Source organism: Gammaproteobacteria bacterium, assembly GCA_016200485.1.
Lineage (GTDB): Bacteria > Pseudomonadota > Gammaproteobacteria > Tenderiales > Tenderiaceae > JACQEP01.
In genome coordinates this window covers 41,315-55,218 of sequence record JACQEP010000024.1, presented here as the reverse complement: position 1 = coordinate 55,218, position 13,904 = coordinate 41,315, and the positions used below count along the sequence as shown (strand labels likewise).

The window sequence follows — 13,904 nt, the reverse complement described above, 5'->3', positions numbered from 1 at the left end:
GGGGCATAATGGGCCATCGAATCAAAATGACCGGCATGCGGGGACGGCAGTGGTAGTAAGGCGTCGGCGCATGATGGTGCAAGGGGTGTGCGGACTGTGGCTGGCAAGCTGCGGGACGGCGCCTGCTGCTCAATTCCTGGGGCCGGTCGAGTCATCAGGCTATCTTGGCTATAACTATCGGTCGCTGAAAGAGTCGACCGGTGATTCCGACGTCAGTAATCAGTTGGCGGCCAATCTGAACCTTTCCACTTATTTCTGGGAGCCGTACCTGGCGACGACGGACTTGTCGTTAACGTTGACCCAGGACAGCATCACTGCTCAAACCGGTTCCACCAGCAGCACCAATAACGCCAGCATCGCGACGGCGGATTGGGGGCTGGATGTGATGCCGCAAAGCCATGCGCCTTTTAATCTGCATGTGCAAAAGAGCGATAGTCGCGTCAATCGGCAGGAAACGGGCGGGACGCCGATCACGTTCGTTGGCCAGGATTATTCAAGTACCTCTGTTGGGCTGCGGCAGTCATATCTGCCGGAAAACGGCGGTCGTTATCAGGCGCGTTATGATTATCGCACCTGGGATTCGGTCGCGACGGGGAAGTACGACGATCAGACGCTTGGTTTTGATGCCGATTGGCGCAAGCCGCAGCAACATATGCTGGCGCGTGGCACTTACGAGACGACTCAGCATTCCGTGGCCGGGCGCGAGAACAAAAACACGATTGTTGATTTGAGTCATTTTTACACGCCGGTCAGTCATTTTCGTCTCGATAGCAAGGTGAGCGCGTATCAGTATGATCGCTCATTTCTGGATCCGACGAGTCAGGATACGCGCCTGTCGAGAACGGATATCACGCAATTGTCGAGCTTTGCCTTCTGGCGGCCGGTGAATTCGCCGTTTACGGTCAGCGGCGGGATGCGGCTGATGACCCTGGATGGTTCGCAGGGAACGGTGGCCACCAATGATCAGACGCAGGTCGCCGCCAATGCCGGTCTGTTTTATCAAATGACCAACAATCTGCGGCTGGATTCCAGTTTTGCCTCCACCTTCAACTATACGGCGGGTACCACCAGCGAAGATCACCGTCAGCATGTCGGTGCCCAGTATCAGACGGACTGGGGACAGGTGTTGGGCGGGATGTGGCAGGGGTATGGCAATGTCTCCTGGGATCATCAGGCGGTGCCCACTGATGATTACACCTACGGCGGTGTGCAGGCCGGGCATAACCTGAGCTGGAACTGGTATCCGCAGGAGAAATCGAATGCCACTGATTCGGTGCGGCTGAGCGCCGGGCAGGCCGTGTCCTATGATTACAGCGGCGCGGCGGCGACTACCCGCGCCACCGTGCCGCGTCTGGATCACACGGCCTCCTTGGGCTATTACCAGACCGCTTGGCAGGGTACGACGCTGGCGCAGGCGACGGTCTCCGACTCGCGGGATTTTGTCGATTCGCATGATTACCGGCAACTGGCCAATGTCCAGCTTAACCGTACCCAGGAGTTCGGGCGCCGCACCAGCCTGACAGGTAATATTTCGATGCAATGGGTGAAGTATACCTACAGCACGGTCGTCACCCGAACCACCAGTACTACCGGGCAGCTGCGGCTGGAACATCTGCAAATGTTTGGCGTGCCGCGATTACGTTTTATCTCCGATTACATAATCTCCCGGATCTCGATCGAAGGCGCCATCGACCGCACCGATTGGGAGAATGCCCTTTTCTATAGTATTGGCATGCTCGACACCAGCCTCAGTTTGCGTTTGACGGATACTGACGGCACCGATTATGATCTGCTATACTTCCGCGTCATGCGCCGGTTCTGATGGTGTTTTTGAGTGGATCTGATTGAAAAATAATAAAAATATCTAAACGAGTTTTCATAACATTTATAAATAGTAAGGAGAACATTGGATATGTCACGTGTTACCAAGCACAGTAAGTGGCGGTATGTTCTGCTGGGGGTGACGGCCTGGCTGGCCGCGTTTTTTATCCCGCAAGCAGCGCACGCCGAATATGCAGACGTGGTGATCAACAACTACGCGGATGCCGCCGGTATTCGTCCCGTTGTCTTCCCGCACTGGTTCCATCGCATTCGTTTCCGTTGCAAAGTTTGTCACGCCGACCTGGGTTTCCAGTTCAAGGCCGGTGGCAACAAGATCACCATGGCCAAGATCATCGACGGCAAGTTCTGCGGCGCTTGCCATAACGGTGAAGTGGCTTGGTCTGTAGAAAACTGCGCCATGTGCCATTCCGGTATCCCAGGCACTCCGACCCATTTCCACGGCAGTACGGTTCAGCGCCTGGTGGCGCCACCCTACAAGCCCGTTGAGCAGAAGCAATAAGGGGGCGGGCAATCATGAAGCGTCAAGCTAAACATTTTGTAATGTCGTTGACCCTGGCTTTTGCGATGTCTGCTCCGGCGCACAGCGCAGAGCCAGCTTCCAACAAGGCTGGTGGTGTTGTGGCTCAGTCTCAGCAAGTGCCGATCGTTGTGGCGCAAGTGGCAGGCTCTAACAACTTTAATCGGAACCTGAAAAAGGAGAAGATGAAGAACGCGCCGCCGCCGGAAGATGGTATCCATGATGCTGAAAACGAAGGTACCTTCGTGTTGCAGCCGCCATTGGAAGCCTATCAGGGTCTGCCGCCGAGCGAATTCGGTAACTACGTGGACTGGGTGAAGGCCATCGACGAGAAAAAACTCTCGCCGCGCTGGGATCGTGTCAACTCCAACGAAGAACCCTTCGTCATGGATATGGACATCGTCCGTGAAGTGAAGGCCTCGGTGCCGGATGTGGTGTTCCCGCATCGTCAGCATACCGAGTGGCTGGCTTGTTCCAACTGCCATCCGGCCATCTTCGTGCCACAAAAGGGTGCCAACCAGATCAATATGTCGGCGATCCTGCTCGGCCAGAAGTGCGGTGTGTGCCACGGTAAGGTGTCCTTCCCGATCACCACCAAATCTTGTAAGAAGTGTCACTCCAAGCCGAAGCCGGCCGATTGGCAGCCGCCTTTGAGTGAGTCAACGCTAAAGAATCCTTGGCGTTAACCGTTACTCTATCTAGAGTGTGCTCTGAGAGGGCCGCCTTTGGGCGGCCTTCTCACTGATAGGGATATCAAATGGATGTCGGATGTCTCACAGGGATCGCAGTCTGCATTGAACAAGTAGCTGACGTGGGAGAGTTGCAATGAAGCAAATAAAAGTTAAGGTATTGTCTTTGTCTATCGCGGCCATCCTGGCAGGGTGCGGCGGTTCGACACCAGAGAAGCAAGCTGACGTGGCGCCTTCCGCCACTACAGCCGCGCCGCGCGCGGCAAGTCAGGCGCCTACACCGAATGTGGCGACCGTTACGCCACCGCCGATGACGCCACCGCCCGCGCAAGCGGCGACTGTCGAGCCGGCGGCGGCAAAGTCAGCGCCTAAGCCAGCGACTTCATCGGCACCGATGAAGCTGTCCTCCGATCCGAACACCTTTTTGATTACTGCCGTTGACAAGGATGAATCGCATCCTAATTTCAGCAAGGGATCGCGAATGGGTTTTGCGGTCAATGGGGCTCAGGGCAAGGAAATCGCGGTCACTCGTGGCCAGGTCTATAAATTTGCTGTTGATACCGGAATTCAACACGATTTCTATCTCACCACCAGCCCGGCAGGCTGGGGGGCAGGTACTTATACCGATGGTGTTACCGGGCAGTTTATTTACCAGGGTGAGGTGGCGTTCAAGCCTGATCAGGGGACGCCGGATTTGCTCTATTACGAGTGCCGTAACCATAAATATATGGGCGGTAAAATTTTTGTGCTCAACAAGGGCGATAGCCTGGCCAAGGCGAAAGAAGCTGCGGGCGCTACCGAAGAGGCGGCTGTCAGTGGCGGTCAGCGCGCGGCGGTGGTGACTGAGGGCGCCGTCAAACAAAAACTTGGCTATGCCGACATGGTGCTGAAATCGGATAGTTCGCATCGCATCGAGAGCAGTGGCGATGCGGCGGCGATCGGCATGTTGAAGCAGGCGCGGCAGCAGATTGATGCCGCGCGCGCCTCATTGAGCGCGGGCAAATTGGATCAGGCGATGGATCAGGTGAACGAAGGTCTGCGCCTGGTAAATTCAGCTTCGCGCAGCGTGACCACCGAAAGCGACATGGCGGCAGTTGATCACAAGGCCATGTATGGCGAGTTGATTTCGGCGCTTGGCAATTATGATATTTCATATAAGCGCAACATGGACCGTCTGAAGAAGTCCGGCCAGAAACCCAAGAGTGTGTTGGACGAGGCTGCATATCAACGCTTGCTGAGCGAAGGTAAAAGCTTGGGTGGCAAGGGCGATTATGCCGGTGCCAATAAGTCGTTGCACAAGGCGCAGGCGATGATTACTGTGGTCCTGACCGACATGTTGCAGTCGCAGACCGTGGTGTATGACAAGAGTTTCGAGACGCCTAAAGACGAATATGAATTCGAACTGTCGCGCCTTGAAAATTATGAAGAGTTGATCCCGCTCGCCATTGAGCAGAAGCAGCCGGCTGAACGCGCCCTGGAAATGATTGATGAGCTGGTGAAAAAAGCTGCTCAGATCAAACGCGAGGGTGCAGAGGTTGCGGCCAAGGGTGATTATAAAATGGCAATCATGGCGATGGAGGCCGCGACTTCCAATCTGCAGCGTGCCTTGCGTCTTGCCGGGGTTCAATAATCTCTGGTCGGCGTGTATAGTGTGCTGGGGCCGCCCTCCTGGAGGGGGGCGCCCTCCTGTATTCCAAGGGTAGGTTTTCCGGCATGTTTCGTAGGAAGCTGATAATTCTGTGCATGGTGTTTGTGGCAACCTTGGCGATAGGGTTGTTGCCGCGCGCTGCGTATGTGCAGGATAAGTTCAGTGGTGAATTCTGGTCCGGCGGCGATCACTATCAGCTGGATAGCAGAGCGGTGCCGGTGTCCGAGGATGGCATCCATGATCCGAGCAACGATGCGGTCAAGGTATTGCAGGAGCCAGTGGAGGCAATGGCCGGCTTTCCTCGCGATAAGTCGGGGGTGATCGATTGGGTCAAGACGCTGGATCAAGGGCTGATCACGCCACGGATGAGTTTGCTGGGCGATGAAGAAATGTACCCGGTCGATTTCGATGTTATCTTCCAGAATACGGGCTCAATGCCCTATGTACGTTATCCTCATCGCCAGCACACGGAATGGCTGACGTGTAAAAATTGCCACCCCGAAATATTCTTGATGCAGAAGGGTGGTAATCCCGTTACGATGTCTGCCATCATTCAGGGAAAGTATTGCGGAGTATGTCATGGTAAAGTGGCATTTCCGCCAACCAAGAATTGTGGACGATGTCATTCAGTGCCTCGAGACGCACCGGGTATCAGATAAGCACCTGCCTGCTGGGGCTGACGGTGTTGATGTCTGGTTGCGGCAGTCTGCCGCGTGAACAGGCCAAAGAACCTCAAATCAAAGATGAAAAAGCCGCTGAGCTGGCCGAGTTGTTCCAGGATTTTAGTCTGGGCACGGCGGCGCCGCCTCCGGCCGTAGCCAAAGAAAGCAGCCGTTCCAATCTCGATATTCCCCCCGAGCTTGCGGAAGAGGCAGTAGAAGTGCCGGATCTGACAGCGCCACCGTTACCCGGTCCAAACTTTGTTGCGCCGATCAAAGTTTTTGATTGGCAGGTTATCGATGGCGGGCTGATTGGTAATGCCATCACGGGTGTGGTTCAGATTCGCTTCCAGCGCCCGGTGGCGGTGGCGGTGCGTGGCGATTTTGTCTACGTGGTGGATGCCGGTCACGATGCCGTCTTTCGTTATGATCGTATTTCCACGCGCTTGGAAAAAGTCGTCGACCTCAAAGCAGTGACCAAAGGCGAAGTGCGCGATATTTATGTGGCGCCGGATTTTTCGATTTATCTGGCGGACATGACCGCTGCGCAAGTGCTGTGGCTGGATGAAAATGGCCGTCTGCGGCAGGTGTTCAAGAATCGGCTGAACCTCGCCAAACCGGTCGGTTTGGTGGTCGAAAATAATGGCGGTCTGGTGGTGGCGGACGGGCATTATGATCAGTTGGTGCGCTTCAATGGCGCGGGCCAGTTGACCATGACCTATGGTGGCCGCGGTGCGGGTTCGGGTGAATTTATCAATATCACGTCGCTGGCGCGCGGGCCGGACGGTTATTACGTGGGTGCCCGCGTCGGCCGTAAATTGCAGGTGTTATCGGCGGAAGGGATGTATTTGTATTCCTTTGAGGAACAAAAAGTCACGTTCCCGTCGTCAATCGCCGTTGATAACAATAATCGCGCCTATGTCGGTGACTACGCAGATGATTTGATCAAGGTGTTTGATCGTGGGCGCTTGATCGGGATGCTGGGTGGCCATGGTAGTGCGCCGGGTCAGTTCAAGCGGATTGAAGATTTGTGGTTGGAAGGGCAATCGCTGTATGTCGTCGATAGTCTCAATGGCCGGATCCAGATTGGCCGCATGGCGGCGGAGCGGAGTGGTGTATTGCCGCCTGCGAAATAATGTTTACTGCCATTTATCGCAAACATAAAAATCCAACGCAAAGACGTGGAGACGCAGAGGACGCAAACTTATTCAATGTCTTTATGTCTCTGCGCCGTTACTTTTGTCATCACAATATTCTTGTTTTGTGAAACTTAAAATGCTTTCGTTATTGATACGGGACGAATATGTTTGAAATTATTGGTCCTGCGTCCTCTGCGCCTCCGCGTCTTTGCGTTAGATCTTTAATATTGATTCTGGCTCTGGTGTTGTCAGGCTGCGCCCAGGCGCCGAAGGTATTTCATTATCGTGGTGATGCACGGCAAACGGTGGCCAAGGTCTGGCCGGAGCCGCCGGAGAAGCCGCGCTATCGTTATCTCGGGCAGTTGACAGGTGAAGAAAATTTCCGTGATACGGTAGAGGCCAAGCCCAACGTAGGTATTCGCTTTTTTTACTGGCTGGTGGGATGGGTGCGTCATACCCCTGGCCCCGTGATCTTGCAGCGGCCGCAATCGGGAACAGTGGGCGCCGATGGCCGAATTTTTGTCAGTGATGTCAGTCGCCAGGCAGTGTATGTATTTGACCCGGGCGCAAAAGAATTGTTGGTGTGGGAATACGCAGCGTCGGGCGTGCGGTTTGAGTTGCCGATCGGGGTGGCAGTGGATCGTGCCGGACACCTTTGGGTGGCGGATTCCAAACTCGGCTATGTTGTGCAGTTAAATGCTGCCGGGCAGCCCATGTCTGTGGTCGGGCAGGATCGGCTGCAGCATCCTACCGGCGTGGCTTGGGATGAGGCCGCTGGGCGGCTTTATGTCGCAGATCGGGCCGATAGTGCGATCAAGGTCTTCTCCGCGGCGGGTGAGTTTTTGTTTGAGTTCGGCGGGCCGGGTGAAAAAGAAGGGCTGCTGAATGGTCCGACATATCTGTCATTCCGCGACAACACTCTCTATGTGACCGATTCGCTCAATTCCCGGATTCAGCTGTTTTCTGCGGCCGGGGAGTTTCAGCGTGCCTTTGGTCACCGCGGGATGTATCTGGGGGATTTTTCACGGCCGAAGGGCGTCGCCGCCGATCGTGACGGCAATATCTATGTGGTGGAATCCTTATACGACTATTTGTTAGTATTCAATAACAAAGGTGAGCTGCTCTTGCCACTTGGGGGGACCGGCCAGGACATCGGCCAGTTTTACCTGCCCGCTGGCGCGTGGGTGGACAACAATGGTTGGATCTATGTGGCGGACATGTTTAATGGCCGCGTGGTGATCTTTCAATACCTTGGAGATGGGAATGGGGATGCTGTGGAGGGTGGGGACACTGCTGACGCTAAGCATGCTGCTGGGCGTTAACGCCCAGGCTGATCGCGTCTCGGATATCCGCAACACCAAGCACAATTTCTCGGCGGCGATCGTGCCGGCGTTGCCGGAGGGTATTGCGCGTAACGTGCAGGCGACCACGGAGTCTCAGGTCTGCGCCTTTTGTCATACCCCTCATGGCGGCGCCAGTGTCGCAAAAGCGCCGATCTGGAATCGCAAACTCAGCGGCCAAACGTATACGCCTTACAGCTCCACTTCACTCGAATTTCAGGACATCGGTCAGCCGAATACCAAATCCAAACTTTGTTTGTCATGTCATGATGGCACGCTGGCGATTGGTGCGGTGAATGTGCTGAATCGGGTTGAGCGCCCTAATGTGACCGTCGGTGGCACCAAGCTGGATGGCACTATGCCTGAAGGCATGGGCGAGCAAAGCGGATTTACCCGGCGCCTGGGTGTGGATCTGAGCAACGACCATCCGATCTCGTTTAAATTTAATTCAGCACGTGCGTTGCGCGACCAGGAGTTACGTATTCCTGAAGTGGAGTCGCATATCGGTACGCGCGCGCCGGGGCAGCGACCATTGTTGCCGCTGGATGATGGCAACATGGAATGCGTTACCTGCCATGACCCTCACATTCGCAGTACCGAGGGCGAGAACATCAAGTTCCTGCGCGTCAATCGCTTCCAGAAGGCGCAGCCGGCAGAGAGGGCTGCGTTTGACAAGGCGAATGACATTATTTGTCTTGCGTGTCATCAAAAAGAAGGCTGGGCGCTGTCCGCGCATGCGAATTCAGATGCCACTGTTGCCGGTGGTCAGACTTATACGGATGCTGCGGCCGAGCTGCGTGATTTCCCTAAGGGGATGAAGGTGTGGCAGGCGGCATGTCTGAACTGCCATGATCCGCATACGGTGCAAGGGGCGCGCCGCATTTTGCGTGAGGGCACGGATGGGAATACTCAGATTACCACCAAGGGCGCCAAGTTTAAACAGGGTGGTAAGGCGGCGATTGAAGAGACCTGTTACGCCTGTCACTCGGCGGATGGTAATGTGTTGCAAGGTCAGGGCGCGGGTTCCGCAGTGCCGGATATCAAGACCGATTTTACGACCATGCGTGTTCACATGCCGATTGCCAGTAGCGATCAACCGGCACAGGAAGAACGGCATTCGATTGGCACTACCAATGAAATCGGTGGCGGTAAAGATTTTCTGGAGTCACGGCAGCGACTGGGCTTTGGTGATTTGAGTAATCGCCATGCCGAGTGCACGGACTGCCACAATCCGCATCGCGTGATCAAAAACCGGCAGTTCTTTGCCAATCCGGCAGCGCCTGATAATGAAGGTACGCACAATCACACCATAACGCAGATCGCCAATGATCCGACGGGCAAGCATAGCAATATTGCCTCGGGAGTGTTGCGCGGCGCATGGGGTGTTGAGCCTTATGGCTGGCCGACGACGGCTTTTGATCCCAATCAGATGCCGACGTTCGAGGTCAAGCGCGGCGAGGCTTCGGTGGGTGTGGCGCCGGCAACATTGGCCAGCAATGACGACCGGCCGCCAGAAAGTTATGTGACGCGTGAATATCAGGTCTGTATGAAGTGCCACTCCAATTACGGCTATGGTTCCAATCCGCCGCCGCTGGGAACGAATCACTCTGGGGGTACGCCACCCGGCACCAACTCGCTCTTTAATTACACCAATCAGGCGGTGGAGTATCAGTCGCCGGATTCGCATAAGGCTGAATTTAATGATACTGCGCCGGCTTCACCTACCGGCGCCTATGTCGGAGGTACGCCATGCGCCAGTATCAACACGGGAACGCTGAATGTTGTGGCGGCACAGGCAGGCGCTAATCTTTATGGCAATTATTACAACCCGCCCTATGGTGGTTACACTGATCCGCAAGGTAATTGCGTCAACTATCGCGAAGAGAATCATCGCGCCTGGCATCCAGTGATGCGGCCGACGGGGCGCACGGCGGTGGCGGGCGCAGCCAATCCTGGGGTGCAAGGATTTGTCAGTCCCGCCGATAATCAGCGCCAAGCCGATGCGAATGACTGGCAGGAGCCTTTTAACGCCGGTGTTGGCGTGCAGACCATGTATTGCACCGATTGTCATGGCAGTGACACCGCTGCCGGGACTTCAGTGCCGCGCGGTACACAGCCTCATGGCCCCGTGTGGGGACCGCACGGCTCGAATAACAACTTTCTGCTCAAGGGTGCGTGGGAGGAAAATACCGGTACCAACACGCCGGATGGTTTGTGTTTCAAGTGTCACAACTACGAGTCCTACGGCAAATCTAATCCGCAGGGGGTTATTACGGGTACAATCCGTCGTAGCGGATTCTCGCGTGAGCCGGGGCAGGCGACGGGAGCCGCGTCCTGCTTGTATGCGGCAGATGACAATCTGCACATCGGCCACGCACAAACTGGCCAGGTATCCAATTTCCGTTGCAACTTCTGTCACATCGCCATCCCGCACGGCTGGAAGAATAAAAACTTCCTTGCCAATCTCAATGATGTGGGTACAGAGATAGGTTTGACGGCAGGCACGCAAGTGCGTAATCGCACCACGGCACGTTATTATCGTGGCCCCTATTACAACGGTTCTGTACTGAAGGTGGTGAACTTCCGCCGCAGTGGTGCCTGGGTGCATACCAGTTGTGGTTCGGCAGGGACGCCGGGCAACGGCCGGGTTGGCGGTAATAACAACTTTGGCAACGTTCCCTGGATGACGGATCCTGGTGCCGATAGCGAGGCGTGTAATAATCTCCCATGATGCGCGTGTTGCGCAGACTGGCGTCGACGCGTCTTACCCTGCTGGGTATGGCGTGGCTGGCGGTGAGTGCAGGGCTAAGCTACGACGATCCGGCGGCAACGTCGGTGTGGATGTTGACGTCGCCGATGTTGTTTCTGGCGCTCAATCTCCTGGCAGCGATTATTACTCAACCTGGGATTAACAGGCGCCCCGGGTTGCTGGTGTTTCATATCGGGTTGTTCGGGATTTGTGTGCTGGCGGCAGTCGGGCGGCTGACTTTTTTTGAGGCGCGTTTTGAGCTGGGGCAAGGGATGCCTTTCAGTACAGAGATGCTGGCGGATGTGCGTCAAGGCCCTTGGCATCGCGGCGCTCTTGAGCAGGTAAATTTCACGCAGGGATTCTATACGGTGGATTACGCGCCGGGTTTGACGCGTGGCTCGACGCGCAGCCAGGTGTTATTGCCGCAGGCGAATGGAAGCGTGCGCGAGCAGATTGTGGGTGATGATAAACCGCTGCTGCTGGAAGGATATCGTTTCTATACCAGCTTCAATAAAGGGTTTGCCCCGGTGTTGACCTGGACGCCGGAAACCGGGGAGCCAGTGACCGGTACCTTGAATATGCCATCGTATCCCATGTTTGAATACAAGCAGGATAGTGAGTGGACGCCGCCGGGCAGCAAGCCCATAAAGTTCTGGTTGCGGTTGGATACAGGCTATACCAAGGAACAATCGTGGGTGCTTGATGGTCGTAAGGCTAAGGGCGTGCTGGTGGTCAATAATGGCGAGCGCCGTGTGGAATTGGCGCCCGGTGAAAGCGTTGATTTGCCCGGTGGTAAATTGCGTTACGAGCAACTTTCGACCTGGATTGGGTACAAGATTTTTTATGATCCGACCTTGTATGGATTATTTATCTCGGCGATTACCGCGGTTTTGGGTTTGGCGCATCACTACTGGCGCAAATTTGCCAGTCAGCCATTGCTGGCGACGCCAGAGCGTCGTGAGCAGGCGTTAATTGGAAATCGGACGGTGAAGGCGTAATGATGATGGTCGCGGAAATGCCGTGGTTATGGGCGGGTTTGCTAGCGTACGCGGGCGCAATGGCGATGGCTTTTCGTGGCGTCTGGCGCGTGAGTAACGGTGGTGTTGCTGTCGCTAATAGTCTGAGCTATGAGCGCTGGGTGTTGTTGGCGATCGTCACCGGTGTGGTGTTGCTGGCAATGGCGCTGGGCGTGCGCTGGGAGCGGCTTGGCCATGGGCCGTTCGTTAATCTCTTTGAACTGCTGATGAGTCAGTTGTTCAGTCTTGGTTTAGTGTATTCCATCATCTATTGGCGTGTGCCGGTGTTACGTCCGAGTGCGGTCGTGGTGATGCCGCTGATCTGGTTGCTCGGTAGTTGGATACTGATGCTGGAACCGGCCGACAGTCGACTGCCGCCAACCTATTTCAATAATTGGTTATGGGCGCATGTGAGTCTGGGCAAAATATTTTTGTCGTTTTGTCTGGTTGCTGCCGGTTTGGCGGGAGTGATGTTGTTACGTACGGTGCCGCGTTTCGCGGGATTGCTCAAACAAATGCCGGATGAAGTTCTCGATCAAATGGCCTGGCGTTTCATGATGCTGGCACTGGTGTTTGATAGTTTGATGCTGGTGGCGGGTGCGGTGTGGGCGCAGGATGCCTGGGGGCGTTATTGGTCCTGGGATGCGTTGGAGACATCGGCATTTTTGACCTGGTTGTCGATTGGCGCCGGCATTCATGCGCGATTGAGCTACAAGATTCCGTCGCGCATTGGCGCGCTGGCCATTCTTGCGATTTTCGGTTTGGCATTCATGACTTATTTTGGTACGCCGTATTTCAGTGAAGCGGCGCATAAAGGGGTGATTTAATGAGTGGTGCACTGTTGCTGCAAGATGGGAGCGAACGTCTGACGGCAGTGACCTCGGTGGTTTTGGTGAGCCTGGTGGCCGCCATGGTCGTGGGTTTCGGTGGTCGGTCACAGTTTGATCTGAAAATGCCGCAGCGAGAAACCATCATCGACGCCAAGGCCGATCCGCGTGGCCATTCGCAACAATACCGTCAGCGTGAGCTGGAAGAACGTTTTCAGCAGGCCGTGGCCATGCTGCATGCCAAAAAATACGATTATGCGATAACGGCACTGCATCGTGTGATTGCATTGGCGCCGCGCATGCCCGAGGCTTATGTCAATATGGGTTATGCGTTGATCGGGATGCAAAATTATCCCGCCGCGCGTGATTTTTTCAACATTGCACTTGAGATCGAGCCGTATCAGGCCAATGCCTATTGGGGGCTGGCGGTTGCGCTGGAGCAGATGGGGGATGTGGAAGGGGCGTTGGGCGCGATGCGCACGTTTATTCATCTTTCGCCACCCAATGATCCTTATTTGCGCAAGGCGCGCTCAGCCTTGTGGGAGTGGGAATCGACCTTGAAGCGCGGTCCGTTACCGAAAGACGAGCAGCAATGGCTGGAAAAACGCGGCCGGGAATGGACGGAGCGCAATGGGCCAGAGGCGGATTCACCCGCGATCAAACAGCACGAGATTGATTTTTCGAAGCGTTGATAACCGGGTGTCGATTTAGGGCTGTCGTGTCAGTCGTTGGGGAGAATGTGCGTGGCCCAGAGAGGTGCTTGGCGCCAGAAGCCAAACAGACCGTAAGCGAAACTGCAAAGCTTAAAATTTTTGCTCTGTCCTAAAAGCAAAAGGCTGTTTCTCGAGAAAAGACTGATATGCCCGTTACGAGGGGATGCGTACCACCATGTAAGCCTTTGTTGGGGGGCGATGTCGTTATCAGACGGCAAGGTACTGAAAATAATCAGGCCGTTTGGATCTAGCAGGGTAGATAAATGCGCCATAAGTTGTTGGACATCAGGCACATGTTCAAAGACCTCGAAGGCGGTGATCAGATCGTACTTGCCCAGCGCTTCCACCTTTTTGTCCCGATCCACAAATGGGTCATAAGACGTGGATGTCCAGCCAGCATCGCGCAGAATGCTGCTGAGCAGCCCACCACCGCCCCCGTAATCAAGATGTTTTATTGTTGACTCGTATCCCTTGAAGGTGAGCATCAAATTCTGTGCATTGGCGCGCGGACGGAGATCAATATAATCCGGGTCAACGTGGACATAATTATGGTTATAAATTCGTTGTTCAAAATCTTCCAGACGCCATTGCGAAAATTCGGGGGCAAAACAAAAGCTGCATTTTGTACAGAGGAAATAACGAATCAAAATGCCTGCGGGCGGTAAAAATTTTCCCTGTCTCTCTTCGCAGGATTTATTGAAATCGACAGCATCCAGAAAATGGCAGACGCCTCGGCAAACAGGGCATGTGGTTTGAATAAGCACG

12 protein-coding genes are annotated in these 13,904 nt (G+C 55.0%); 11 read left to right on the top strand and 1 reads right to left on the bottom strand.

The genetic code is table 11. The annotated features are described in order from the left end of the window. Window positions 1-70: 70 nt before the first annotated feature. The 11 genes from HY272_13875 to HY272_13825 all read left to right on the top strand — a co-directional run bounded on the left by HY272_13875 (window position 71) and on the right by HY272_13825 (window position 13,118). Window positions 71-1,822: a hypothetical protein gene (locus tag HY272_13875; protein ID MBI3773772.1), complete on the top strand. Its 1,752-nt coding sequence runs from the start codon at window positions 71-73 to the stop codon at window positions 1,820-1,822. A 90-nt stretch (window positions 1,823-1,912) separates the two neighbouring features. Then, window positions 1,913-2,341, top strand: coding sequence for a hypothetical protein (locus HY272_13870; protein ID MBI3773771.1), 429 nt, complete (start codon window positions 1,913-1,915; stop codon window positions 2,339-2,341). Window positions 2,342-2,355: 14 nt separating this feature from the next. After that, window positions 2,356-3,045 carry a cytochrome c, class I gene (locus HY272_13865; GenBank protein ID MBI3773770.1) on the top strand — a complete coding sequence of 230 codons (690 nt, stop codon included), beginning with the start codon at window positions 2,356-2,358 and terminating at the stop codon, window positions 3,043-3,045. A gap of 139 nt (window positions 3,046-3,184) precedes the next feature. Continuing rightward, on the top strand, window positions 3,185-4,678 hold the full coding sequence (locus tag HY272_13860; GenBank protein ID MBI3773769.1) for a hypothetical protein: 1,494 nt from the start codon (window positions 3,185-3,187) through the stop codon (window positions 4,676-4,678). 83 nt (window positions 4,679-4,761) lie between these two features. After that, the gene (locus tag HY272_13855; GenBank protein ID MBI3773768.1) at window positions 4,762-5,355 is read left to right on the top strand and encodes a cytochrome c3 family protein; all 594 of its coding nucleotides are present in this window, start codon (window positions 4,762-4,764) and stop codon (window positions 5,353-5,355) included. Next, entirely contained in the window at window positions 5,316-6,491 is a 1,176-nt protein-coding gene (locus HY272_13850) for a hypothetical protein (GenBank protein MBI3773767.1), read from the top strand. Before HY272_13855 ends, HY272_13850 begins: the two co-directional genes overlap by 40 nt. Window positions 6,492-6,718: 227 nt before the next feature. After that, complete coding sequence (locus tag HY272_13845) at window positions 6,719-7,816, top strand: 6-bladed beta-propeller (protein MBI3773766.1); 1,098 nt, start codon at window positions 6,719-6,721, stop codon at window positions 7,814-7,816. Then, on the top strand, window positions 7,758-10,565 hold the full coding sequence (locus HY272_13840) for a hypothetical protein (GenBank protein ID MBI3773765.1): 2,808 nt from the start codon (window positions 7,758-7,760) through the stop codon (window positions 10,563-10,565). The genes HY272_13845 and HY272_13840 overlap by 59 nt, the downstream gene beginning before the upstream one ends. Before the next feature lie 8 nt (window positions 10,566-10,573). Then, entirely contained in the window at window positions 10,574-11,581 is a 1,008-nt protein-coding gene (locus HY272_13835; protein ID MBI3773764.1) for a cytochrome c biogenesis protein ResB, read from the top strand. Next, window positions 11,581-12,426, top strand: coding sequence for a cytochrome c biogenesis protein CcsA (gene ccsA / locus HY272_13830; GenBank protein ID MBI3773763.1), 846 nt, complete (start codon window positions 11,581-11,583; stop codon window positions 12,424-12,426). The genes HY272_13835 and ccsA overlap by 1 nt, the downstream gene beginning before the upstream one ends. Continuing rightward, window positions 12,426-13,118: a tetratricopeptide repeat protein gene (locus HY272_13825; protein ID MBI3773762.1), complete on the top strand. Its 693-nt coding sequence runs from the start codon at window positions 12,426-12,428 to the stop codon at window positions 13,116-13,118. The genes ccsA and HY272_13825 overlap by 1 nt, the downstream gene beginning before the upstream one ends. 29 nt (window positions 13,119-13,147) lie before the next feature. Here the strand turns inward: HY272_13825 and HY272_13820 are convergent, their stop codons facing one another. Then, window positions 13,148-13,903, bottom strand: a complete 756-nt coding sequence (locus tag HY272_13820) for a class I SAM-dependent methyltransferase (GenBank protein MBI3773761.1) — start codon at window positions 13,901-13,903, stop codon at window positions 13,148-13,150. Between the last annotated feature and the right edge of the window lies 1 nt (window position 13,904).